This window comes from Prevotella pectinovora (assembly GCF_041323955.1).
GTDB lineage: Bacteria > Bacteroidota > Bacteroidia > Bacteroidales > Bacteroidaceae > Prevotella > Prevotella pectinovora.
Genome location: NZ_JBGLIV010000001.1, coordinates 1,316,970 through 1,343,204 on the forward strand (window position 1 = coordinate 1,316,970; position 26,235 = coordinate 1,343,204).

The window sequence follows — 26,235 nt, forward strand, 5'->3', positions numbered from 1 at the left end:
GGTAAAATGAAACTGACAGGAAAATCATTTATGCATTTACTCGTTTTAATGTCGTGTATTTGCATCAACTTGTCTTGCTCAAACGATGACTATACAAATGCCATCCCGGCAAACAGCAAAGCGATAATATCAATAGATGCCGGAGAAATGGAGCCAACAGACGGCAATGACGGCAAAGGTATTATATCGGCACTTTTCAAAGACTGCGGGATAGATGAAAGCGGACTGGACTTGACAAGCAGGATATATCTCTTCGAAACGGCAGAAGGCAATCTTGGAGCCTGCATGAAGGTGGACGACAGCGACGACCTCAACACCTGCTTTGAAAAGCTGAAGGAAAAGGGGATATGCGACAAAGTCATTAAAAAGCGCGATTTCAATTTCACTCTGCTCAAAGGCTCATGGGCTATCGGCTACAACGACAAGGCCATGCTGATACAAGGACCGATACTTCCCGCCCAACAAGCTGATGCAATCAGAGCAATCGGAAGGTGGCTGAAACAAGAAGATGACGATGGTATAAAGAGTTCACCCCTATTCGAAAAGCTGAACAGCATCGAAGGCTCTATGACAATGGTGGCACAAGCTGACGCACTTCCAGAAAAACTCTCCATACCATTCACCATAGGACAGCCAAAAGGCTCTGACGCTTCACAAATACTCATAGCAGCCTCGATGACTGCGACAAAAGACGGATGCCTGTTGATAAACGGAAATACGTTCTCGCTAAACAAACAGGTGGATGAAGAACTACAGAAATCAACTGGGAAATTAAGGAAAATAAACGGCAGATACACCAACAATATATCAGGGAAATCGCTCTGCAGCATATTCATGAATGTCAACGGACCGGATTTCGTTGATATAGCACACAACAATCCTGCACTCGGAGCACTTCTGGCTGGAGCAAATACCGCAATCGACATGGATAATATCCTAAGATGCGTAAACGGGGATTTTGCAATCAGCATCGGATCATACGACGAAAACGACATGAAAATTTCGATGGTCGCACAACTGGCAAACAGGAATTTCCTCAAAGACGTGGATTATTGGAAAAAATCATGCCCTGCAGGAACACAGATTGAAGATTGCGGCAAAGACTATTTCCACCTTAAAGGCAGTGAGACATCGCTCTGGTTTGGAGCATCAGACAGCAACGAATTCTTTGCAAGTTCAGACAACGACATTGCCACAAACATACTGAAGCCAAGCCTTCACCCAATACCGCGATCTATCACTAAACACATACAAGGCAACCGATTGTGCATGATTCTGAACATATCAGAAGGTTTTGGTGACAACAAGGCGCTTTCAAACGCTGCCGACATCATCAAGCCGATATTCGGAGACATCAAGACTATAATATATACTCTGAAATAAAGTCACAAGACAATATAAAATGAAGACAATAACTTTTGACAAAATCATTCCCAACGTATTTTCCAGCCAACGAGACATCGACTCTGAAATATGGAATTGCAAAGCCGAATTTGAAAAGGGCAAGCTGTATCTTGTTGAAGCCGAAAGCGGAAAAGGCAAAAGCACATTCTGCAGTTACATCCTCGGCTACAGACATGACTACGAGGGAACAGTAAGATTCGACAATGCCATCACTTCAGAATTCAAAGTGAAAGACTGGACTGAAATACGCAAGAAGCATATCGCATTTCTATTCCAGGAACTCAGACTATTCCCAGAGCTGACCGCATGGGAAAACGTGCAGATAAAAAACGACATAACCAAATTCAAGACAGAAAAAGAAATTAAAGAATGGTTTGAAAAATTGGGAATATCAGACAAGCTTGAGAGCAAAGCCGGAAGGATGTCATTCGGCCAGCAGCAGAGAGTGGCAATGATCAGAGCTCTTGTACAGCCATTCGACTTCATTTTAGCCGACGAACCCATCAGCCACCTCGACGACAAGAACTCTGAAGCAATGGCAGAAATAATGATGAATGAAGCCCGAAGACAGGGAGCCGGCATAATCGTAACAAGCATCGGCAAGCACATGGAATTAAATTACGATAAAACATACAGATTATGAAACTCGTTTGGAAACTTCTAAGACAACATATCAGCATCCCACAATTCATCGGATTCTTCTTTGCAAACCTTTTCGGAATGTTCATAGTATTGTTGGGATTCCAATTCTACAATGATGTTCTGCCGGTCTTCACGTCACAAGACAGTTTCATGAAGGCTGACTATCTGATAATAAGCAAGAAAATCGGAGCTGGCAGCACTCTGTCTTCATCATCAAACACATTCAGCAATTCAGAAATTGAAGAACTAAAGGAACAAAGTTTCACAAAGAAAACAGCAGCCTTTACATCTACTGAATACAAAGTAGACGCGAATATGGGCATAAACGGACAAACGATTCTGAACTCAGAACTTTTCTTTGAGAGCGTTCCTGACGGCTTTGTAGACGTGTCGCTACAAGACTGGACATACACGGAAGGCAGTCACGAAGTGCCGATAATACTACCACGCACATATATTAATATGTATAACTTCGGATTTGCCCAGTCGCACTCTCTTCCCAAAATAAGCGAAGGGTTGATGGGAATGATAGATTTCAAGATCTTCATACACGGCAATGGACACAAAGATGAATACAAAGGAAAAGTGATCGGATTCTCAAGCAGACTGAACACGATACTCGTTCCGCAGAAGTTCATGGACTGGAGCAACAAGCTCTACGCTCCTGAACAACACTCAGAACCATCCAGACTGATAGCAGAAGTGGGAAATCCTGCAGATGAAAACATCTCTCAATACTTGGACAAAAAAGGCTATGAAGTGGATACGGACAAGCTGCAAGCAGAAAAGACAACATATTTCCTCAGAATGATAGTGACGCTCGTCATGGGTATCGGATTGATAATAAGCGCTCTGAGTTTCTATATACTCATGCTCAGCATATACCTTCTGGTTCAAAAGAACTCTACGAAGCTAGAGAACCTGCTCCTTATAGGATACAGCCCACGCAAAGTTGCCCTGCCCTACCAGATACTTACGATAGTACTCAACATCACGGTATTGGCAATAACATGGACGATACTATACTTCGTGCGCAACTATTATATGGGCATTATAGAAACACTTTTCCCGCAGATTGAAGACACGACGATGATAAAGTCTATAACACTCGGAATAATACTTCTGGTGTTCGTTTCTGCAATCAACCAAATCGCCATCCACAGGAAAGTGATGAATATTTGGAAAAGGAAAGAATAAGGACAAGCGAAAATACAAGATAACATTCATATTTAAAATTAAACAAAAACATTATGGTAATTGATTTTGATAAAATAGGAAAAAACTCCATCCTTAACTTCAAAGGGGGAGAAGGCGAACTGATAACCCGAAATTTTGTTGACGACGACAACAAAATCATGTTCAGCATCCTTAAACCTGGAGCATCAACAGGATACCACCTACATGACGGCAACTGTGAGATTATTTATATAGTAGAAGGAGAAGCCACCTTCAATTACGACGGAGAAACTGAAATCGTAAAAGCAGGAAAAGTGCATTACTGCCCAAACGGACATTCGCATTCCATGAAAAACAATACTGATAAAGATATGGTCTATTTTGCAGTTGTCACGGCATTAGCAAGATAAATAATGGCAAAAACAGCGTAAATCTGTATAGAAAAAGCAAAAAAACAAGCATTTTGGAAAATTATACGCAAAAAAGTTTGGTATTAAAAAATAAAACGCTACCTTTGCACCGCATTAAGAGAAATGCTGATAAATAAATTGCTTGGAAGTTTGGGTGAGTGGCTGAAACCAGCAGTTTGCTAAACTGCCGTACGTGTTTAACGTACCGGGGGTTCGAATCCCCCAGCTTCCGCAATTTAAACATGATGGTGGATTCATCTAATGGTTAGGATACAAGATTCTCAATCTTGGCATAGGGGTTCGATTCCCCTATCCACTACAGAATGTTCTTATCAACAATCTCTTCAAAGCAATCATAAGATGGTGGATTCATCTAATGGTTAGGATACAAGATTCTCAATCTTGGCATAGGGGTTCGATTCCCCTATCCACTACCAGAATAGAGTTACAGAAATGTAACTCTATTTTTTTTTCCACACCTATAAACTCTATGGAATATTCAGTGGGCGAATTTGAAAATGGTCTACGCCTCAAGAGACGCAGACCATTATATATTACAAGAAAACAAAATCATCTGTTACTATTGCCCTTAAGCTTGAACTCCGTTTTCACGCCTTTAATCTTCTCACCATTTGCCAACTTAAGCACCTGCTTTGCCTTATTGCGAGCAACGGCGACATAGCAATAACGGTCTGCCACGTCAATACGACCTATCTGATTTGAAGTGAGACTGCATTTCTTACACAAGAAGCCCAACACGTCACTCTTTGAAATCTTGTCTTTCTTGCCCTTTCCGATATATATAGTAGCCATGCGAGGCTGTGGAATATCTCCCAAATCATCAGGAATGACATATTCAGGAAGTTCCTGGTCAACAAATTCCGGCAATTTCTCTTCAGGCCCTAAAAGAACAAAGGCACGGCCGACAGCATCCCAACGGGCAGTTCGACCTACTCTATGAGTATATTCCGCCTCACCCTGCGGCAAATGATAATGGATTATATTATCAACATCCGGAATATCCAAGCCACGAGAAGCGAGGTCGGTGCTGACAAGAACCGTAGACGAGCCGTTACTGAACACATAAAGGTTGTCCTCCCTGTCCTTTTGTTCAAGACCACCATGATAAGTGCTCGTCACAAAACCCTGTTCGGAGAGATATTTAGCAGTTCGCTCCACACTATCCCTATAGTTCAGGAAAACGATGCTGCTTGAGTTTCCGAAACTACGCAACAGTCTCGACAACGTTTCCAACTTATCCTTCTGCGGACTTCTGACTACAAAGTTTGATATACGGTCGGAAACGCTAATTCCGGAATCCGGTTCGGTATAGTCTATTTCACTCACCTTATCGATATTTACGAAAAGCGGAATTTCTTTAGAACGTGTTGCCGACAACAAGATTCTTCTTTCCAACAGCGGAAGACTCTTGAACACCTGCTTCATCTCTTCCTCGAAACCCATCTCCAGACACTTGTCGAATTCATCAAGCACAAGGAACCTCACGCTTCTCGGATTGATATTCCCTTTTGACACATGGTCATTGAATCGACCAGGAGTGGAAAACACGACATGCGGCAGCACTTTCTTGATTTCCTTATGCTCTTCCATCGCTGTTCTACCACCATAAAGGGCAAGGCCGCGCAACGGAACACCCATTGAACGCAGGACTTCAACAGACTGTTTTGCAAGTTCTCTACTCGGAACAATAACTACCGCCTGAAGAAAATCCACGGTTGTGTTGAGTTTGAAAACAAGCGGCAAGAGATACGCCAACGTCTTACCACTACCCGTAGGAGAAAGGATAACGACATCATCTGATGTTGTACTCATCGCCTTCGCAACATCAAGCTGCATTTTATTGAGCGACTCTATATGCAGTTTCTCAAGAATGGAATCAATATTCATAATTATATAGGATATTTGTTAAACGAGATAATATATCATGTCGGACAAGCGACACGCCAAAACCTCTGTCTTTTTATTTAATGGTATTTTTACCTTACCGCTTAATCCCCAAAGGAAAGACAATCAGAATGGCGGTTCAGAGACAGGTATCACCCCCGGATCAATAAATGGAGGGGGCACATCGTCACCGCCATTCAGGCGGCTACCCACAATCTCCCCGCCGATATCTCCGGCATTTGACATGCGGCTCTCATCGGGATTCTCAAATCGCGTGAATGCACCCTTGAAAGTAAGCGTGACATCTCCTGTGGCGCCCTTACGATGCTTTGCGATAATCACCTGTGCCATACCTCTCAAATCATTGCCATGATCATCCTGATAAATATGATAATACTCTGGACGATGCACAAAGAGTACCATATCGGCATCCTGCTCAATGGCTCCAGACTCACGCAAGTCGCTCAACTGAGGACGCTTGCCGTCAAGTCCATCTCTGTTTTCCACAGTACGGTTGAGCTGTGAAAGGGCAAGGATAGGGATGTTCAATTCCTTTGCAAGACCTTTCAGCGAACGGCTGATAGTAGACACCTCCTCCTGACGGCTTCCGAAACGTGCACCATTGGCATTCATAAGCTGCAAGTAGTCGATCATTATCACCTTGACCCCTTTCTCTCTCACAAGGCGTCGCGCCTTGGTACGCAACTCAAAGATTGACATACCGGCAGTATCATCTACATATATCGGCGAATTCTGCAATTTTCCTACGTTAGCATCAAGTCGTTTCCACTCCTCATCATCCAGCTGGCCATTAAGGATTTTGCGTCCCTCCACCTCACATACATTCGAGATAAGACGGTTGACCAGCTGCACATTGTTCATCTCAAGAGAGAAAAAGGCAATCGGTATATTGTAGTCTACCGCTATATTCTTTGCCAGAGAGAGGGCAAATGCGGTCTTACCCATGGCCGGACGACCGGCTATGATTACAAGGTCACTCGCTTGCCAACCAGCCGTTATCTCGTCCAACTTGCGGTAACCCGTCGGCACACCGGTAAGTTCACCTTTGTTTTCAGCAGCTTTCTGCAGAATTTTGATAGCCTCCTTCACAACAGGATCTACTTGAGTATAATCCTGGCGAAGGTTCTTTTGAGAAAGTTCAAAAAGACTCGACTCGGTTTCCTGCATCAGCTCATCCACGTCTACGGTATCATCAAACGCCTTTGTCTCTACAACGCTGGCGAAAGAAATCAGCTGCCGGGCCATATATTTCTGAGCCAGAATATGAGCATGATACTCAATGTGTGCAGAAGATGCCACATGTGAACTCAGTTCTATGACATAAGCCTCTCCTCCCACTTCTTCGAGAGTGCCTTCATGTTTCAGTTCCTCTATGACAGTAAGGATGTCTACAGGTCGCTCGTCAATATTAAGCTTTTGTATTGCGCTATAAATCTTCTGATTACGTGGTTCGTAAAAAGTTTCGGGATGCAATATCTCACCAACTATGGTGAAAGCATCTTTATCTATCATCAAAGCTCCAAGAACAATCTTCTCAATATCCGGAGCCTGAGGCTGCAAATGACCATAATTATTATCTATCGGTCTATGTTGCGGACGTTTCGGTTGATTAGCCATATTTTGAATTTAATGAAATGTTTGCTATGATAATGCAAAGGTACAATAAACTTTCACTCCAACAAAATTTCATTTAATACAGAAGATTACAATACTTTTCATTAAGAAATATCTATATAAAGCCAACAAATCGCAATAAATACTAAATAATAATGTAATATTGATAGTACAACATTGATGAATTAAACTATTTTTAATTATTTTCCTTAATTATTTTACAGATTGAAACTAATCTATCTCCTTTGTAAACATACGTACAAAACAAGAGTTGTAAACACACAAATAATCATACAATAAAATGATGTCAACATAATTATCAGGAACAAAAAGTAAGAAAATCTTATCGTCAATGCCAAAAAGACAAGCATATTTCAAATTATGGAATACAAATCCAACATATTCCAATTTTTATTTGTAACTTTGCATTGAAAAGAATGCAGCGTCCCGGCTCTGCCGCTGGTAGCATCTGGCTACGAGAGGAAAGTCCGGGCAGCATAGGGTGCTCCGCTTCTGAAAATGGAAGCTATTGGCAACAGTAGGATACGACAGAAGAAAACAACCGCCATCCTTTGATAATAATGTGAGGATTCGATTCTTCACTATATTATCCAAAACAAAAGAAGGATGGTAAGGGTGAGAAGGTGGTGTAAGAGACCACCAGTCGCTGGGTGACCAGCGGGCTGTGTCGTCCGGAGGCTGCAAGTTCATGTAAACCATCGTTTGAGGATTGCCCGTCCGACTAACTCCGATGGAGGGTAGAATGCTTGAGACATGGGGTGACTCATGTTCTAGATAAATGGCAGGCGCCGGTATCGTCGAGAGGCTTTACCGGAACAGAACTCGGCTTATAGGGACACTGCTTTCTTTTTCATTTTTATAATTCATCCCAAATCAGCCATCAGGATCTGCTTGAAAAACGAAAAGCAACAATTAAGCAAAAACCGACTAAACAATATGGTGTGTAATGGCTGGTGGAGATTATTGCATCCGATATTTGGCATAATCAATCTTAATCAAAAAAAACGCACAATAGCATCAAATGACAATAAAAGACATAACTGATTTCTACAAAGTAGGAATTTGGCGAGACTACAGCAACAAACCTCAATCACAACGGCTGATCATCGCATCTTTTAGAATGCTGATACTGACCATTGAGAGTTTTACAACAAAAAGAATGATAAACAACGCTGCCGCACTCACCTACTCCACTCTCCTGGCAATAGTCCCTATCCTGGCAGTAGTCTTCGCTATAGCAAGGGGGTTCGGCTACAACAAATACATAGAAGAGTGGTTCAGAAATGTATTGTCGAGCCAGCCACAGGCTGCCGAAACGATAATCGGCTTCGTCAATTCGTATCTGATCCACACCAAGAGTGGAATCATACTCGGTATCGGACTTGTTTTCATGTTATGGACAGTAACGATGCTTATCAGGAACATCGAACTGGCCTTCAACAATATATGGCAGGTGAAGAAACCGAGAAGTTTCTTCAGGACTGTGACCGACTATATGGGAATGTTTATCCTAGCCCCTATCATCATTGTCGTCACATCCGGTATATCAATATTCGTAGCTACGGTGACAAGCCAGACAAAGGGCATGGAATTGTTTGCCCCGATGGTGAGGACATTGTGGGATATCATGCCCTTCGTTTTGATGTCAGCCATTTTCATAGCCCTTTATGTATTCATGCCAAACATAAGGGTAAAACTGAAATGCGCCATTTGGCCGGGAGTTTTGGCAGGTGTTGCCATGCAGGGACTACAGCTATTCTATATCCATTCGCAGATTTGGGTAAGCAGCTATAATGCAATCTATGGTTCATTCGCAGCCTTGCCGCTCTTCATGCTCTGGGTGCAGATATCATGGTCGATATGTCTTTTCGGCGCAGAGCTATGCTATACGAGCCAGAATATGGAAGAGTATGCCTTCCGCACGGAAACATACGAAATCAGTCCGCGATACCGCATGATAATGAGTATGCTGATCATGAGCATGATATGCAAGCGTTTTGAAAAAGGAGAATCACCGTACACGGCCCTTGAACTGAAGCTCAATACGAACATCCCCATACGCATAACACAAAACATACTATATGAGCTCATCGATCTCGGACTCATCAATGAAATATCAGGCGATGAAAAGGGAGATGTCAGCGTATATCAGCCGGCGCAAGACATATCAAGACTCAGCGTAGGGCGACTTATCGACAAATATGAAACAAAGGGGAAATGGGAACTCAAACTGAATTTGTCTGAGGCGAACCATGAAAAATGGAACAAAGTAATTGCTGAACATTCGGCATATCTCAAGAAACAAAGAGAGATATTGCTGAAAGACCTGTGATTTAGCATAAGAATTACTAAAAATAAGAAGTAAACAAATGATGAACAAATGTATCATTTGGGACATACAAGTTTTTTTTGTAATTTTGCCATCATTAAGACGATTACATTATAAAGGTGTGGCGTCAGACAACTAATTAGAAACGTAAAATATAATAAAAATGGAATTACCTGATTTTATGTCATACTCCAACAAATTCACAAATGGTGAATTCTTGGAGAAAATAGCGAAAATAGCCAAACGTGCCGGTGCTAAACTTGTATACATCGCACTCGTGCTATATTACACCTTGCAGAGCGACAAAGTGTCTATCAAGGACAAAGCCATCATTGTAGGAGCTTTAGGCTATCTCGTCAGTCCGCTTGATGTAATACCGGATGCAATTCCAATCGTAGGTTTGGGAGACGATTTGGCAGTATTACTATATGTAATCGGCAAAATAGGCGATGTTTCTGAAGAAATCAAGGAGAAAGCCAAGAGCAAACTGACAAAATGGTTTGACGAGGACGAAATGGAAGAAATCAACGAGCTGAAAATGTAAAACCACAAACGTTAATCCAACAAATCATTTTCTGATATTCCATCATCAACAAGTATTAGTCTTGAACCCAAATCGGTCATTAGGCCGTTAAATGTATAATTTTAATAACTGCTTGCAGTCTTTTGTTTTTTTATAAGGTGCCTTTTGCTTGTTTTTAATTCGCAATAGCTCGCTATTACTCATTAAAAGCCAAACAAACCCCATCCTTCTAAAAAGCAAAATCCAAGCAAGCCCTAATGACCGATTCGGGTTGAAGCATTCATAAAACATGCTTAAAGACTAATACTTTTATTTCAATCATTTCTGCAACCTTTTCAGGCGACGCTTGGCTTCAGGAATATCAGGGCAAAGCTTCAGAGCCTTCTTATAATTGGCAATGGCTGCATCGTTCATTTTTTCCTTTTCACATTCCTTGCCAAGCATGACGTATTCTACAGCCAGACGCTTCAGAAAATCATCTTTTTCTTTCTTCTCTTCCAATAGACGCTGGTTTTCAGCACGCAACTTATTTACCACATTCAGTTTGCTACGGATAAACCGCCGGGCTAATGGCTTCTCTATATCATAACGACTATGTATAGCCTTGAAGAAGTTGTCGAGAAAGGATTCCATATCACCCTTGTCAAATGCCTTGACCGCATCATGATACTCCCTGTCCGCCTTAGATTCAGACAAAGCCTTGTTGATAACAAGAGAATCGTTATAATTTCTGGAAAAGGCAACTACCTCGGGGCGCACGAAAACATCACTCCTACGTATTGGCTCTTTCAGAGTTATTCCCTCCAAAGAAGTACAACGTGAAAGTGCGACATAAGTCTGTCCACCGGCAAACACCCCACCAGTAAAGTCTATGTTGACATTCCTGAATGTAAGTCCCTGGCTTTTATGAACAGTAATAGCCCATGCCAAACGTATCGGGTACTGAGTGTAAGAACCTATCTCCTCTTCTTCTATCTTCTGTTCCTTGTCATTATATGTATAACGCATATTGCTCCAACATGCCCTCTCTACCTCCAATTCTCTGCCATCCTCGGAAACGATATATATAACGCCTTGCCCTTCGTCTATGCCCTCAATGACTCCTAAGGTGCCATTCACCCAGCGTTTGTCCAAATCATTCTTTATGAAAATGATTTGGGAACCGACTTTAAGGTCTAGTTGCATAGGAGTAGGCAGACTGCTTTCAGGGAAATCCCCTTTTATATCACCATAAAAAACTGATGCTTCGCCTGGCAATTTATCCAACTGGCATTGATTGATGTAATCAACTGTATCACGCCGTGTAGAGAGTGTTATCGACAGACCATTACTATCTGATGGGGAAACTGCCGCCACCCTATTGTTGAGAAGTTGCAAATCATTTGCAGTAACCATATTAGTCCGTATATGATCCAATATATTGATGAATGTAGAATCGGTCTGGCGATATACTTTTCTCAACTCTATGCTCACCAATTTGAAAGAACGGAAAACATGTGCATCAAAGAAATAAGGTGATGGATAAAAAGGGCGCAGGAACTGGCGGTCTTCTTCTTTCACCACGGGTTCCAACTGATATATATCACCTACAAAAAGCAACTGCTTCCCACCGAACGGTTCCCTCATATTTCGTGTATAGATTCGCAGAACCTTATCAATAAAGTCGATAATGTCTGCACGAACCATACTTATCTCATCTATAATGACAAGTTCCACCTCACGTATCAATTTTCTTTTCTCTCCATTATACTTGAGAGTTTCCTTGATATTCCTATTCGAAAAACGAGAATCCGTCGGAATCAATGGATGGAATGGCAATTTGAAAAAACTATGAAGCGTTGAACCACCGGCATTAATAGCGGCAATACCTGTAGGTGCAAGCACTACATGTTTTTTCTTTGTATGCTGGCATATATATCGTAGGAAAGTAGACTTACCCGTCCCCGCCTTTCCTGTAAGGAAAAGCGAACGACGGGTAAAGTTAACTATCTGAAGAGCCTTCTTGAACTCCTCGTTTTCAGTATCAATGATATCTTCCATTTCAAGACACCTTCTCTTTCTCATAGAGGCTTGAAGAAGACTTCAATCTCTGAATATGGCGAATGAAAAGGCATTTATCCAATTCGTAAAATCGTCATCAGAAATCATCCAACGACATGTTGTGGTTCTTCGGTTTGCTGTTCTTTGGCTCAGCTTCACTTTGAGGCTTGGCATCCTCTGCCTTAGAGCCTTTATGCTGAGATTCTGGGCTCTGAATTATATTTCCATTTTCATCCAGGAACACCTCGTCTTCCATAATGACAGCCGTACTGTCTGTCTGGGTCGTATCCTTCTTTACAGCAACATAACTTGAACAATTGTACATTCCGTAAGAAATGTCAGAATCTTTCGGTTTGTCGAAATGTCCATGATATCTTGAAAAATTAGGATCATTCATGACAGACTGCATGAAATAGCCACATACAGGCAATGCCGTTCTGCTACCCTGACCTAATGCTCCAGTACGGAAATGAATACATCTGTATTCGCCACCTACCCATGAACCGGCAACAAGCTTTGGACTTACACACATGAACCATGCGTCAGAATGGTTGTTTGTCGTACCTGTCTTACCGCCGAAATCCGTATCCTTGGCATTGCCTACATATCCCCATAGACTTTGGGACGTTCCACCAGGTTCTCTCATTCCGCCCATCAAAAGCTGCTGCATGAAGAATGCGCTCTTATAGGGTATTGCCTGTTGCTCCTCTATATTCTCCTGATAAACGACTTTACCTTCTCTATCTACAATCTTCGTAACTAATGAAGGCAGCACATGCTTACCATTGTTTGCAACAGTACAATATGAATTAACCATATCGAGGAGTCTCACATCAGAAGAACCCAAAGCCAATGATGGGGCGTCATCAAGTTCATTTGTAATACCCATCTGATGCGCTGTGTTTATCACATTCTTTATGCCCATCTCCTGCCCAAGCCTTACGGCAATGGAATTGATGCTTCGGGCAAATGCGCTCTTCAACGGAATGGAGTCACCTGAGAATCTGCCGTTTGCATTGCTTGGAGTCCAAATCGTATTCTCATGCTTCACCTTGTCATACACTTCCATTCTGATGTATTCATCACGGCGCTTGTCGCATGGAGTGAGTCCTTGATTCATCGCTTCTGTATATACAAACAGTTTGAATGTAGAGCCAGGCTGACGGTCAGCTTCCACCTTGTCATATTTCCAAGTGTCAAAGTCGATATCTCCTACCCAAGCCTTCACAGCACCGGTCTGAGGTTCCATCGCAACAAAAGCGCAATGCATGAACTTAACCATATAACGAATGGAGTCAACAGTACTCATCTCCTTCTCAATCATTCCTTTTTCATAATCGAAAAGTTTCACCTTATGTGGTTTGTTGACATAATAGCTCACTGAATCCGGACTGTTAGGGAAACGTGCAAGAAGCTCTTGATAATAAGGTTGCTTCTGCAATATTCCTTCTATGAATCCTGGTATTACATTACCATTTTCATCGCGCCATGGCTCCTGGTTACCCCAATGACTGTTGAAATTCTTCTGTACCTGACGCATCTGTTTGGTAACAGCCGCCTCGGCATATTCCTGCATCTTGGAATCTATAGTGGTATAGATCTTCAATCCACTATTATATAGGTCATAGCCATTCTCCTTACACCAGTCTTTCAGATGTCTTGACACAGCCTCTCTGAAATACTTTGCCTGTCCGTCATAATTCTCTTCCTGATTGAAATCCAACTTGATCGGAAGTGCCGAAAGTGAATCGCAGACACTTCTAGACAAATCGCCATGCGTCACCATATTGTTGAGAACAACATTACGACGGTTCTTGCTGTTCTCCGGATTAGACTTCGGATTATAGAATGTGGTAGCCTTCAACATACCAACCAACACTGCAGCCTGTTCAGTCTTCAAATCTTTCGGGGTCGTGTTGAAATAGGTTTTTGCAGCCGTTTTAATGCCATACGAATTAGAACCGAAATCTACAGTATTGGCATACATCGTGATTATTTCCCGCTTTGAATAAACCGTCTCAAGTTTAACAGCAATAATCCACTCCTTGCTCTTCATTATCAAGATGCGAAGACCCGGTATCTTGCCGAGCAGGCCAGTAGAATAGTTCTTCCTCACTCTGAACATATTCTTTGCCAACTGCTGGGTTATAGTAGAAGCACCACGCGCACCATGATGAGTGGCAGCATCTTTCACGGCACCGAACAAACCGATAGGATCGATACCAAGATGCTTATAAAAACGCTCATCCTCTGTATCAACCAATGCTTTGAAAAAGGACGGGGCCACTTCATCATACTTCACTGGAGTACGATTCTCATTAAAGAACTTTCCTATCATCTTGCCATCAGCACTATAAATCTCGGAAGCCTCGCTTACCTGAGGATCGAGTATTCCGGAGAAATAGCCAGGCGAGCTACCAAAAAGCCATAGGAAGTTTATGTCTACCATTCCAAGATAGATGATAAATGCCACTATACTGGAACAGAAACCTAGTATGGTCTTTGTGTACCATGCCCTACCTTTATAAAGGTTCTTATACCATCTGAAGAAAGCACCAAGCTTCTTAATGACAAGAACAAAGATTTTTCTCAACTTATCAAGCATATAATGTCTACATTTATTTAACAATTACGTAAATTCAGAACAAAAGTACAAATTTACTTTAGATATATATCATTGTTTCTATATATTTTATGATTTCTTCAATATTGTCCGGGTGGAACCACTTGATTTGCGGGTCTCTTCTGAACCAAGTAAGTTGTTTGCGGCAATACTTACGACTGTCACACTTTATACGGAAAACGGCTTCATCCAGAGTGCATTTACCGTCAAAATATTCGAACAACTCTTTATATCCAACTGTATTCAACGAGTTGAGATGGCGGAAAGGATAAACTTCACGTGCCTCCTTTTCAAGTCCCGAACCGACCATCTCATCCACACGCTTGTTAATACGTTCATAGAGTTCGTCTCTGTCTCTATTAAGACCTATTTTAATGATATCAAAGGGACGTTCTTTTATTTTGTTTTTTCTGAATGAAGTATATGTCTTGCCTGTCATATGACATATTTCCAAAGCATGAACTATTCTTTTGGGATTCTTCTTGTCAACAATTGAATAATATTCAGGGTCAAGTTTCTCCAATTCAGCACACAAAGGCTCCAGCCCTTCGGTCGTATATCTGTCTTTCATCCATTGACGAGTTTTATCGTCAATGGTAGGTATATCGTCTATCCCGTTACAAACAGAGTCTATGTACATCATGCTGCCGCCAGTCATCAAAGCCAATTTTCTATCGCTGGAAAAATAACCAGACAGGAAATCCATCACGTCTTCTTCATATCTTGAAGCACTATAATAATCACCAAGCGATAGGTTTCCAACGAAATAATGCTTCACGCGTTGCTGTTGTTCCGAGGTTGGAGCAGCTGTACCTATAGGAAGTTCCCTAAACAATTGTCTGGAATCGGCATTGATAATTGGAATACGGAAATGCTCGGCTACGCGAAGACATAGTTCCGTCTTGCCTACACCTGTAGGCCCAAGAATAACGAGAAGAGTATTTTTCATGAATACAAGAATGGAGTATACAATGTTTTTAAACGAAATGTGTTTGGCGAGCAACTTGTAAAGAAGCCAACCAAACACTATTTTAACACTATTAATTCCAAATCATCAACAAGATTTGGGTTAACTTCTCTTCATCAACGGATAATACCACGTTTAGAAGACTGTACGAAATCAATGATATAATCTATCTCCGGACAAGAAGGCAATGTTGAACGTATTTCAGCTATACCTTCAGAAATCAGTCCCTTGGAATACAATATTCGGTAGGCATCGTGTATCATCTGGATTTTCTCATTGCTAAATCCGCGGCGACGTAAACCTATTAGGTTTATTCCGCAGTACTTGGTAGGATCCTTGCCAGCAATAATATATGGAGGAATATCCTGACTGAAACGGCTTCCGCCCTGAATCATGACATAGCCACCGATACGACAGAACTGATGACACAACACGGTACTGCTGACAATGGCATTGTCGTCAATAACTACTTCACCTGCAAATTTAGTAGCATTTCCTATAATACAACCATTACCCATGACACAGTCGTGAGCCACATGAACACACTCCATAAGCAGATTGTTGCTGCCTACTATTGTAGTACCTTTGGAGGCTGTACCACGCGAAATAGTAACATTCTCGCGGATACTGTTGTTGTCTCCGACTACGCAAGTAGTTTCCTCACCGACAAATTTCAGGTCCTGTGGTTTGGTGCTTATACTTGCACCAGGAAAAAATTCATTTCCATTCCCTATACGAGCACCCGTATGTATCGTAACGCCGTTTTGGAGAACATTGTTATCTCCTATGACTGTATTCTTGTCAATATAACAAAATGGGCCAATTATATTGTTATCCCCAAGTTTCGCTTCAGGATGAACAAAAGCCAACTGACTGATTTGATTCATATTATAATAATGTTGTCTATTTATTCTTTACTATCTGTGCGGTAAATGTAGCCTCCGACACAACTTTGTCGCCGACAAACACGTATCCCTTCATAGAGGAGATGCCATGTCTTACAGGAGCCAAAAGGTCTACCTTAAACAACAACGTGTCACCAGGCACCACTTTCTGACGGAATTTCACATCGTCGATTCTCATGAAATATGTAGACCAACGCTCTGGTTCTTCCAAAGTGTTGAGAACAAGAAGGCCACCGCATTGGGCCATAGCTTCAATCTGCAGGACTCCCGGCATAACAGGCTCTTGAGGGAAATGTCCTGTAAAGAACGGTTCATTGCTCGTGACATTCTTCACTCCTACAATACTGTTAGCCCCAAGAGAAATCACCTTGTCTACAAGCTGCATCGGGTAACGGTGTGGAAGCAGCTCACGAATTCGGTTGACATCCATTACTGGCGGCTCATTGCAATCATAAATCGGAGCCTGTATCTCATGCTTACGGATTTCGCGACGCATAAGACGGGCAAACTTATTGTTGATGGTATGTCCTGGACGAGTTGCGATAATACGTCCTTTGATAGGACGACCGATAAGAGCCATATCACCGATGATATCAAGAAGCTTGTGGCGAGTACATTCATTTTCCCAAACCAAAGGCTTGTGCTGAATATAACCAAGCTTTGTGGCATCAAGACGTGGAACCTTCAAGAAATCAGCAAGCTGGTCAAGCCTCTCCTGAGTAGTCTGACGCTCATAGATGACAATGGCATTGTCCATATCACCACCTTTGATAAGATTTGCCTTCAACAACGGCTCAATGTCTCTTACGAAGACAAACGTTCTTGCAGGCGCGATCTCTGTTGCATAAGCATCCATATCGTCCAATGTAGCGAATTGGCTGTTGATGAACTTGGACTCAAAAGAGCACATTGTGGTAAGGCTGAATCCTTCATCCGGAAGAATCGTTATACAAGAACCTGACTCCTCGTCTTTAATCTCTATCTTGTGTCTGATTATATAATAATCCTTTGGAGCATTCTGTTCTTCTATGCCGATTTCGTTGATTTTGTCCACATACATGGAAGCAGAACCATCAAGAATCGGGAATTCCGGACCATTAACCTGGATAAGACAGTTGTCTATGCCCATGGCATACAATGCAGACATTCCATGTTCTATGGTAGAGACCCTGACATCTCCCTTGCCTAAGACGGTACCACGTTGTGTATCTACTACATTTTCAGCTATAGCCTCTATAACAGGCTGGTTTTCCAAATCTATACGCTGTATTTTATAGCCTGAATTCTCTGGCGCCGGATTAAAAGTGACCGTCAGACTGAGACCAGTATGCAGTCCTTTGCCACAAAGGGCAAAACTACCTTTAAGCGTTTTTTGTTTAGACATAATCTTCTATTATTATTCTTTAATAAATCGTTAAGCTTCAGACTCACCCTTTAGCTTAGCCAATTCTTTTTCCAATTCATTGATTTTGGCATACATTTCCGGCAAACGGCGGAAAATGGCCTGAGACTTGAAATATTTCTTAGGTTCCATTGGTGGAGTACCGATGAGTGTCTGGTCGTCTTTAATGTTTCCCGGCACACCAGACTGAGCTCCCAAAAAGACTTTATTGCCGATTTTAATATGCCCTGCGAGACCGACCTGACCACCGAACATACACCAGGAGCCAACTTTCGTACTTCCTGCGATTCCTACCTGTGCAGACATTACGGTATTCTCTCCGATGTCGGTATTATGGGCTATCTGTACCAAGTTGTCAAGTTTTACGCCCTTGCGCACGTATGTGCTTCCCATGGTAGAACGGTCAACACAGGTATTGGCACCGATTTCAACATTATCCTCTATGGTGACTATGCCTATCTGAGGGATTTTGTCGTAACCTTCTGCATTAGGAGCGAAACCGAAGCCGTCAGCACCAATTACAGAACCAGAGTGGATTGTAACACTATTGCCAAGTTTGCAACCATGATAAACAGAAACATTTGAATAGAGGATAGTGTTTTTGCCTACCTTCACGCCATCACCGATCGTGACATTCGGATAAATCTGACAACCATCTCCTATCTCAACATTGTCTCCGATACAAACAAAAGGCGCAATATAGCAATTCTCACCTATTTTGGCGGAAGCAGAAATGCTCGCCAACGAGCTGACGCCTGTCTTCTTTGGCTTCATAGACTCGTATAACTGCAGGAGCTGGGCCACCGCCTCATAAGCACTTGGCACTCGTACAAGAGTACAAGGAACATCCTGTTCCAGTTTCAAATCATTATTAACCAGAACGATACTAGAATTTGTAGAATACAAATAGTGAGTATATTTGGGGTTTGCCAAGAACGAAATTGCTCCTTTTTTTCCTTCTTCTATTTTTGCAAAAGTATTTACAGTAGTATTGTCATCACCTTCAACGCATCCATGTACGAATTCGGCAATTTGTTTAGCAGTAAATTCCATATTTATATTAATATTTCGTTTCATTTGCAAATATAGTAATATTTATTTGTTAGATGAAATATTTGATTGTTTTTTTAATAAATTGACCATATACAACCATTAATCAAATTAACGTTCTGAAAATTTCAGACCAATGAGGAATTGAAATGATGTAAGACGAAAAGACAACCTTCTTTAAAAATTATCCCCCGATATCACATCGGAGGATAACAACAACACAAACACAAATACAACATGCCTTGTTAAAGGACATGAGTTTATCTTTATATTAAAAAAATATATTCTTATATTGTGATTTCATAATTTAGTGCTGCAAATATAGCAACTATAATTTGAATTACGAAAATATAACTGCTTATTTTTTAAATAAATTCATATTAAACAAGAAAATCCATTGATTTTCCGCATTTCGTCATATAAAAACCACTTATATGAAATGGGAAACCAATGGATTCAGATATCAAAAACAAGTTATTTCTTATGCTTAATTCAAGCCAAAGAGAATCTTAAGACCGCCATCAACTCCTGAGAAACCCATGAAGGCAAGACTCAGCAGTCCGGCAGTAACAAGGACAATTGCCATGCCTCGCATACCTTTAGGCACATTTACAAATGCCAGCTGTTCACGCAATCCGGCGAACACAGTAAGAGCAAGGGCAAAGCCAATAGCTGTGGAAAATGCATATACAACACTTTGCACAAGCGAGAACTCCTTCTGGATGACCAAGATCGCTACTCCCAAGACTGCACAGTTTGTGGTAATGAGAGGAAGAAAAATTCCCAAAGCCTGATAAAGGGCTGGAGAAACTTTCTTCAAAACTATCTCTACCATCTGCACCAAGGCAGCAATTACCAGGATAAACGCAATGGTCTGAAGATACTGAAGGCCGAAAGGCTCAAGTATAAACATTTGCACCAGATAGGTTACTATCGTGGCAAGCGTCAACACGAAAGCTACAGCAGCACCCATTCCCAATGAAGTAGTTACCTTTTGTGATACTCCCAAGAAAGGACAAATTCCCAAGAACTGGGACAGCACTATATTGTTTACGAATATAGCCGAGATAAATATCAAAATATATTCCATGATTACGCTTTCTTAAATTTGTTTACAATAGCAATTAGATAACCTAATGTGATGAACGCTCCTGGAGGGAGGATGAAGAGAAGCATGTTGCAAGTTTCAGGCAGAAGACCTATTCCAAAGATAGAACCTGCACCCAGGAGTTCTCTTACTGCACCCAGCAATGTCAACGCCAAAGAGAAGCCCAATCCCATACCAATACCATCGAAGATACTCTGAAGAGGACCGTTCTTACAAGCGAAGGCCTCGGCACGGCCAAGTATGATACAGTTTACCACGATAAGAGGGATATACAAGCCCAATGTAGCATAGATAGCGGGTACAAAAGCCTGCATAATCATCTGAAGTATAGTGACGAATGAAGCTATGACAACAACAAAAACAGGAATACGCACCATATCAGGCGTCAGATTCTTGATCAGGGATATAACCAGATTTGAGCAGATAAGCACAAACATAGTGGCCAATCCCATAGACAATCCGTTAATTGCCGAGGTTGTCGTGGCCAATGTAGGACACATACCGAGGAGAAGCACAAACGTAGGGTTCTCCTTGAATATTCCGTTAAGTAATATCTTTATATAATTCATATTCTCAACCTTTCATTTATTTGTTATCATTAGAAGCTACATTCTGAGAGCCTGCCGAGCTTTTCTTATATGCAGAATAAGCATTGTTCACAGCCTTGAGGAAGGCGCGGCTCGTGATAGTACTTGCCGTTATGGCATTCACTTGGCCACCGTCCTTGCTTACCTTGAGTTCTGCGGACGGATTCATGCCGATGATGCTTCCTTTGCCATCTTTCTGAAACCACGTCTCAGCCTTTGCACCGAGTCCAGGAGTCTCGGCAGTCTGCAGAATTGTGTAGCCAAGGATGTTGCCATTGGAGTCAAATCCTACCAACACTTTCAAGTCTCCACCGAAACCGACAGTAGTACTCTCGACTGCTGCTCCCAAATCCTTACCCTGAGCATCGTTCACCTTATGTATGACGTAAGTGAGCTCCTTTCCGTCAACTGTCTGACTATAAGGGTCACTTCCCGTTACGGTAATTTCTCCGCCACCCATCACTTTTTTGATACCGTCGGTCAGAGTCTTCTCTGCCTGTTCCTTGATAGGACCCGTGGTGATATGGTTGACATATGCAAGAATTGCACCTGTTATAAGCGCCACTCCAACAAGAACAATTACCATGTTCGTAATTGATGATTCTAATTTCTTCATACTATTTGTCCTCCTTCTTTATTACCTCACCAAAACGTTTTGGCTTAATATAAGCGTTGATAAGTGGAGTGAATGCGTTCATTATCAAGATAGCAAACGACATACCCTCAGGATATGCTCCCCAGTTACGGATAACAACGGTAAGGAAACCGATTGCCACACCATAAATCAATTGACCTTTATAAGTCATTGGAGAGGTAACATAGTCGGTAGCCATGAAGATGGCACCCAACATAAGACCACCGCTGAGAAGCTCGGCTACAGGAGATGCATAAACAGGGTTTGCCAGATGGAGAATACCGCTGAACACAAAGACCGTAGCAATGATGCTGACAGGAATATGCCAAGTGATGATCTTCTTCCAAAGCATGAAAGCAAGACCTAGGAGCAATGCCAAAGCACAAACCTCTCCTACCGTACCTGCTCCGTTGTTCAGTCCCGGATTTCCAAGCAGCATAGACATGGAATCTGGAAGTTGGTTGAGACAAGAGGCATCTCCGGTCTTTATCGCATTCTTCATCACGCTGAGAGGAGTGGCAGCTGTGGTTGCATCCGTATACTTAAGGAGCTGACCTGCTACAGGCCATGACGTCATCTCTACGGGGAATGAAACCAAAAGGAAGCAACGGCCAACCAATGCCGGGTTGAAAGGATTACAGCCCAGACCGCCGAAAGTCATCTTTCCTACTCCTATGGCTACGAGCGCACCTATGAGAACTATCCATACCTGAAGGTTTGAAGGAAGGTTGAATCCAAGCAGCAGACCTGTAAGTATGGCTGATCCGTCAAGAACCGTGGACTCTTTCTTGAGCAGATACTTTGTTATTGCCCACTCAAAGAACATACATGCAGCTACGCTTGTCAAGCATACTATTGCAGAGCCGATGCCGAAATAGAAGAAAGACACGAGAAGAGCAGGTACCAAAGCCAATATGACTCCGTACATATTGCGCTCCACACTATCCGTACCATGGGCATGCGGCGATAATGATACTATTAAATTACTCATTTTATTATTTGATTGTTAGCTTAAACTCTGCTGGGAATCCAAAGGGTCAAGTTCCTCTGCTTTATCAAGAACAGGAATCATACTGTAGGATTTCGGACCTGACCAATATTTGACTTCCCAAGAGTATACAACTGTTATTACCTTAATTACTTCTTTGCATTCCTTGCTCTGATGATTCCCATCACAGTAGTCTTTCCAAGACGGATATTGTCAAGAAGAGGTCTGTGGGCAGGGCAAGTGAATTGACAGGAGCCACATTCTATACAAGAGGTAATGTCTTCCTGTTCCACTTTCTCCCAATTATGCATAGAGCTTGCCGTAGCCAAAAGGAATGGTTCCAGTCCCATAGGACATACGCTGACACATTTTGCACAACGAATACAAGCCTGTGGCTTTTTGCGGCGTGCGTCAGAATCGGTCAAGATTGTTATACTGTTAGTTCCCTTGCAGACAGGTACTTCAGTAGAAGTCAAAGCCTTACCCATCATTGGTCCACCGGCAAGGACTTTGTTGTCACCCTCTGGCATTCCGCCACAGAAATCGATAAGTTCTTTCATCGGAGTACCTATTCTTACGAGGAAGTTGCCAGGATTAGCCACTTTCTTACCTGTCACAGTAGTGTAGCGTTCAAACAACGGTTTGTTTTTCATCACAGCCTGATATACGGCAAAAGCAGTTCCAACGTTCTGAACGATGGCACCCACGTTGACAGGAATAGCAGGAGGCGCAGGAACCTGACGGCGAATAACTGCGTCAACAAGCTGCTTCTCACCACCCTGCGGATACTTCTTTGCCAAAGGCACAATCTCCACATTAGGATTGTTGGCTGTCTTTTCTTCCAGCAGGCGGATAGCCTCTGGCTTATTATCCTCAATTCCGATGTAACCCTTATCCACTTTAGCTGCCTTCATGAGCAGGTCAAGACCAACGAGAATCTCATCCGCATGTTCCATCATCAGTCGATAGTCAGAAGTGATATAAGGCTCACATTCCACTCCGTTGATGATCACACACTCTGCCTTTGCTCCAGGAGGAGGACAAAGCTTGATGAATGTAGGGAAGCCTGCGCCACCCATACCTGTAACACCTGCCACCTTGATACGGTTTACGATTTCTTCCGGCGTCAGTTCAGGATGAGCCGCAACAGTCTCAAGTTTGTCAGATCTGTCTATAGACTCTTCCCACTCATCTCCTTCAACCTTGACGATGATACATGGTTTGCGATAGCCTGTAGCATCTACCGCATTATCAATTTTGAGTACTGTACCCGAAACAGATGAATAAATAGGAGCTGATACGAATCCGCCGGCTTCGGCCAACAAAGTACCTACCTTCACCTTGTCGCCTTTTGCCACAACAGGCTTGGCAGGAGCTCCTATGTGCTGCGACAATGGGAATATCGCCTGTGTTGGGAGAGCAGCCACCTTTGTCGCCACCTCTGCCGTTATTTTGTTTTCCTCTGGGTGAATACCACCTATTCTAAAAGTTCTCAACTTCATTTCTTATGCCTCCTCTTTATTTTCTGAACCATTTTTAGCTGCAGTAGCAACCTCAACACCAGACTCAGCCTTAGGCTTGCGAGGAGGGAAGTTAACGGCAACGATAGCTCCTGTAGGACAAGCAGCCTCACACTTACGGCACATACGGCATTTGTCCGGATCAATATAACTCAAATTATTCTCGACAGTAATTGCTTCGAACTTACATTCCTTCAAGCACTTGCCACAACCGATACAAGCAGCTTTGCAAGCTTTCATAGCGGCGGCACCTTTGTCTTTGTTTACGCAACGCACATAAACACGGCGTCCCTTAGGTCCTTTCTTGCGAAGTTCTATGACATGGCGCGGACAGGCTTTTGCACAAGCGCCACAACCGATGCACTTATCTTCGTCAACTTCCGGCAAGCCTGTCTCTGGATTGATCTGGATAGCACCGAACTGACAAGCGCTAACGCAGTCGCCACATCCCAGACATCCGAAACCGCAACCTGTCTCACCTGCTCCACATGCATTTACTGCGGTACAAGTCTTCAGACCGTCGTATACGGCAATACGCTTCCTAAGCTCACACGTACCGTTGCAACGTACCACAGCAACCTTTGGCTCGCTATTAGCTACTGCCATACCGAGCAAATCTGCAACTTGTCCCATCACGGCAGAACCGCCGACAGGACAGAACAAACCCTCAATTGACCCACTGTCTGCCCCCTTAACGAGAGCGTCGGCCATACCTGAACAACCGGCAAAGCCGCATCCGCCACAGTTGGCACCAGGCAGAACGGAAGCCACTTGTCCGATACGTGGATCCTCATGCACAGCGAATTTCTTGGAGCATATATAGAGTATCACAGCTGCAACGAGCGCAATACCCCCCAAGACTACAAGTGCAATTAAAATAAAATTCATAATAGTTGTATTTGTTTTTATTAATTTGTTTTTACCAAATAAGTTATGTTATTATCAAGAATCATCAATATGCAAATCACTTGGACAACTCAATGTCGAAAGTGACCTTTCTGTTTATTCTACCACGGAACATAAAGAGGAGAAAATAATAAGGAGCGAGCGAAAGAAGAGCTCCGAGAGCGGAAATCAGCTCAGAATAACCAGTAGCTAACATAGCGAACAAGACTACAAGCATCAACAGCATTGGCACAAGCATTCCAAGAGAAAGAGCCAAGAAACCTACGTTGTATGAAGCCATGACATTCACTCTGTCTCCTGCAGAATATCTATTGTCCTTTGTATATATGTCAATTATTTTCTCTTTGCTTTCAGAGGTATTGCATTGTTTAGCCACCTTGCATGAGGCACATGCAGAAGACTGAACTACACGAACCTTCACGCACTCGCCCACTACCGACTCAACAACGCCCACATGTTTAATTTTGTTCTCCATAACCATATCATAAGTCAATTTTGCAACATCGACTTTACAACTGCAAATTTAGTACTTAATTTCCACATTGCAAAAAATATAAAATTAAAACAAGGAAATGGAGTAATGTTTTTTTGATTTATTAATCCTTAAACGTTTACGTAAACTTGCAAAAAAATGAAAAACGCTCAAAAATATCATTTAAACCCGATAGAAAAATTCTTAATTCGAGTTTAGCGTTACTTTTTGTCAACACAACACTATATTGTCCTTATGATACCTCATGGTCATTTCCCTTCTTTCCGTTTATCTCAGAACAAAGCATAGCCACATCTTTATGGAGCACAAGAAAGACACAGCAAACCTTGAAATGACAACGAAGCAAGATGCAAAAACTTTGAAGTACAACGGGTATAGATACACGTCAGCAAAAGAGCGTCTACACACAATACTCTCATCCATGTTAAAGATCGTAGCAACAACAAGCTATCAAGATTCTTGTTTTCTTCATGCCAAGCCATCGGATTGTCAGTCCTCTTTCATGAGTTCATCAAAGAACTTGTCGAGGTCCTTGTCCCATCCATCCATGATATCACCTCCAAGGATGTTTATATCGTCATCCGAAACGAAGAGTTCGGCAACATGCTCTTTGTCATCGTTTTCCAGAACGAAGCTGAACGGTTTCAAGAGTCCCATCCTGTCTATCTCAGCAGCCATTGTGTTGAGCCTTTCTCTCAACAGACCTACTGCAACGTCATAGAAATTGTCATCTCTGCATTCTATCCATTCTTCTACCACGCTTCTTGTTATTTCTTTGTCTTCGTCATCGAATGCCATCAAGTCACCGCTTTCGGGAGATATTCTGATATGGATATCTGTAAGACATGCATTTTCCTCATCGCATGGGAATTTCTGCACCACCTTCTTCAAGAATCTGTCTATCTGCCTAACGCTCTGTTCGTTATTGTTTGCCATAATACAAGATTTTTAGTTATTCTTTTTCTGG

General features: G+C 42.3%; 22 protein-coding genes, 3 tRNA genes and 1 other RNA gene. 10 read left to right on the forward strand and 16 right to left on the reverse strand.

Annotated features, from left to right (window positions below):
* The first annotated feature begins 69 nt into the window (after positions 1-69).
* The 7 genes from ACDC99_RS05195 to ACDC99_RS05225 all read left to right on the forward strand — a co-directional run bounded on the left by ACDC99_RS05195 (position 70) and on the right by ACDC99_RS05225 (position 4,069).
* Entirely contained in the window at positions 70-1,383 is a 1,314-nt protein-coding gene (locus tag ACDC99_RS05195) for a DUF4836 family protein (RefSeq protein WP_370756070.1), read from the forward strand.
* A 19-nt stretch (positions 1,384-1,402) separates the two neighbouring features.
* Positions 1,403-2,047 (forward strand): ATP-binding cassette domain-containing protein, encoded by a 645-nt coding sequence (locus tag ACDC99_RS05200; protein WP_370756072.1) that lies wholly within the window; start codon positions 1,403-1,405, stop codon positions 2,045-2,047.
* Entirely contained in the window at positions 2,044-3,243 is a 1,200-nt protein-coding gene (locus ACDC99_RS05205; protein WP_370756074.1) for a cell division FtsX domain-containing protein, read from the forward strand. Before ACDC99_RS05200 ends, ACDC99_RS05205 begins: the two co-directional genes overlap by 4 nt.
* A gap of 53 nt (positions 3,244-3,296) precedes the next feature.
* Complete coding sequence (locus tag ACDC99_RS05210; RefSeq protein WP_022316580.1) at positions 3,297-3,632, forward strand: cupin domain-containing protein; 336 nt, start codon at positions 3,297-3,299, stop codon at positions 3,630-3,632.
* Between the two features lie 144 nt (positions 3,633-3,776).
* Positions 3,777-3,864, forward strand: a tRNA-Ser gene (locus ACDC99_RS05215).
* Positions 3,865-3,879: 15 nt separating this feature from the next.
* Positions 3,880-3,951 (forward strand) — tRNA-Glu (locus tag ACDC99_RS05220).
* A 43-nt stretch (positions 3,952-3,994) separates the two neighbouring features.
* A tRNA-Glu gene (locus ACDC99_RS05225) sits at positions 3,995-4,069 on the forward strand.
* Positions 4,070-4,202: 133 nt separating this feature from the next.
* Here the strand turns inward: ACDC99_RS05225 and ACDC99_RS05230 are convergent.
* Positions 4,203-5,540 carry a DEAD/DEAH box helicase gene (locus ACDC99_RS05230; RefSeq protein WP_370756076.1) on the reverse strand — a complete coding sequence of 446 codons (1,338 nt, stop codon included), beginning with the start codon at positions 5,538-5,540 and terminating at the stop codon, positions 4,203-4,205.
* 123 nt (positions 5,541-5,663) lie between these two features.
* Positions 5,664-7,175 (reverse strand): replicative DNA helicase, encoded by a 1,512-nt coding sequence (gene dnaB / locus ACDC99_RS05235; protein WP_022316582.1) that lies wholly within the window; start codon positions 7,173-7,175, stop codon positions 5,664-5,666.
* 436 nt (positions 7,176-7,611) lie between these two features.
* On the opposite strand from dnaB, the gene rnpB reads away from it, so the two are divergent.
* The 3 genes from rnpB to ACDC99_RS05250 all read left to right on the forward strand — a co-directional run bounded on the left by rnpB (position 7,612) and on the right by ACDC99_RS05250 (position 10,066).
* Positions 7,612-8,039: RNase P RNA component class A (rnpB, locus tag ACDC99_RS05240), an RNA gene on the forward strand.
* 175 nt (positions 8,040-8,214) lie between these two features.
* Positions 8,215-9,525 carry a YihY/virulence factor BrkB family protein gene (locus ACDC99_RS05245; RefSeq protein WP_370756078.1) on the forward strand — a complete coding sequence of 437 codons (1,311 nt, stop codon included), beginning with the start codon at positions 8,215-8,217 and terminating at the stop codon, positions 9,523-9,525.
* Positions 9,526-9,685: 160 nt separating this feature from the next.
* A complete protein-coding gene (locus ACDC99_RS05250; RefSeq protein ID WP_022316585.1) occupies positions 9,686-10,066 on the forward strand; it encodes a YkvA family protein in 381 nt (126 codons plus the stop codon).
* A gap of 297 nt (positions 10,067-10,363) precedes the next feature.
* On the opposite strand, the gene ACDC99_RS05255 is transcribed toward ACDC99_RS05250, so the two are convergent.
* The 14 genes from ACDC99_RS05255 to ACDC99_RS05320 form a co-directional block, all read right to left on the reverse strand.
* The gene (locus ACDC99_RS05255; protein ID WP_288767610.1) at positions 10,364-12,085 is read right to left on the reverse strand and encodes an AAA family ATPase; all 1,722 of its coding nucleotides are present in this window, start codon (positions 12,083-12,085) and stop codon (positions 10,364-10,366) included.
* A 97-nt stretch (positions 12,086-12,182) separates the two neighbouring features.
* A complete protein-coding gene (locus tag ACDC99_RS05260; protein ID WP_022316587.1) occupies positions 12,183-14,690 on the reverse strand; it encodes a transglycosylase domain-containing protein in 2,508 nt (835 codons plus the stop codon).
* 58 nt (positions 14,691-14,748) lie between these two features.
* Positions 14,749-15,657, reverse strand: a complete 909-nt coding sequence (gene miaA / locus ACDC99_RS05265; RefSeq protein WP_042517590.1) for a tRNA (adenosine(37)-N6)-dimethylallyltransferase MiaA — start codon at positions 15,655-15,657, stop codon at positions 14,749-14,751.
* 134 nt (positions 15,658-15,791) lie between these two features.
* Positions 15,792-16,562, reverse strand: coding sequence for an acyl-ACP--UDP-N-acetylglucosamine O-acyltransferase (gene lpxA / locus ACDC99_RS05270; protein WP_042517591.1), 771 nt, complete (start codon positions 16,560-16,562; stop codon positions 15,792-15,794).
* Between the two features lie 16 nt (positions 16,563-16,578).
* A complete protein-coding gene (locus ACDC99_RS05275; protein ID WP_022316590.1) occupies positions 16,579-17,964 on the reverse strand; it encodes a bifunctional UDP-3-O-[3-hydroxymyristoyl] N-acetylglucosamine deacetylase/3-hydroxyacyl-ACP dehydratase in 1,386 nt (461 codons plus the stop codon).
* Between the two features lie 30 nt (positions 17,965-17,994).
* Complete coding sequence (lpxD, locus tag ACDC99_RS05280; protein ID WP_022316591.1) at positions 17,995-19,035, reverse strand: UDP-3-O-(3-hydroxymyristoyl)glucosamine N-acyltransferase; 1,041 nt, start codon at positions 19,033-19,035, stop codon at positions 17,995-17,997.
* 484 nt (positions 19,036-19,519) lie between these two features.
* The gene (gene rsxA, locus ACDC99_RS05285; RefSeq protein WP_022316593.1) at positions 19,520-20,122 is read right to left on the reverse strand and encodes an electron transport complex subunit RsxA; all 603 of its coding nucleotides are present in this window, start codon (positions 20,120-20,122) and stop codon (positions 19,520-19,522) included.
* Between the two features lie 2 nt (positions 20,123-20,124).
* Positions 20,125-20,709, reverse strand: coding sequence for an electron transport complex subunit RsxE (gene rsxE, locus ACDC99_RS05290; RefSeq protein ID WP_022316594.1), 585 nt, complete (start codon positions 20,707-20,709; stop codon positions 20,125-20,127).
* A 16-nt stretch (positions 20,710-20,725) separates the two neighbouring features.
* On the reverse strand, positions 20,726-21,343 hold the full coding sequence (locus ACDC99_RS05295) for an RnfABCDGE type electron transport complex subunit G (protein ID WP_022316595.1): 618 nt from the start codon (positions 21,341-21,343) through the stop codon (positions 20,726-20,728).
* 1 nt (position 21,344) lies between these two features.
* Positions 21,345-22,352: an RnfABCDGE type electron transport complex subunit D gene (locus tag ACDC99_RS05300; protein WP_370756084.1), complete on the reverse strand. Its 1,008-nt coding sequence runs from the start codon at positions 22,350-22,352 to the stop codon at positions 21,345-21,347.
* A 146-nt stretch (positions 22,353-22,498) separates the two neighbouring features.
* The gene (rsxC, locus tag ACDC99_RS05305; RefSeq protein ID WP_308007921.1) at positions 22,499-23,851 is read right to left on the reverse strand and encodes an electron transport complex subunit RsxC; all 1,353 of its coding nucleotides are present in this window, start codon (positions 23,849-23,851) and stop codon (positions 22,499-22,501) included.
* 3 nt (positions 23,852-23,854) lie between these two features.
* Positions 23,855-24,757, reverse strand: coding sequence for a Fe-S cluster domain-containing protein (locus ACDC99_RS05310; RefSeq protein ID WP_022316598.1), 903 nt, complete (start codon positions 24,755-24,757; stop codon positions 23,855-23,857).
* A 76-nt stretch (positions 24,758-24,833) separates the two neighbouring features.
* On the reverse strand, positions 24,834-25,250 hold the full coding sequence (locus ACDC99_RS05315; protein WP_042517594.1) for a SoxR reducing system RseC family protein: 417 nt from the start codon (positions 25,248-25,250) through the stop codon (positions 24,834-24,836).
* A gap of 507 nt (positions 25,251-25,757) precedes the next feature.
* Entirely contained in the window at positions 25,758-26,204 is a 447-nt protein-coding gene (locus ACDC99_RS05320) for a hypothetical protein (protein WP_022316600.1), read from the reverse strand.
* Positions 26,205-26,235 lie beyond the last annotated feature (31 nt).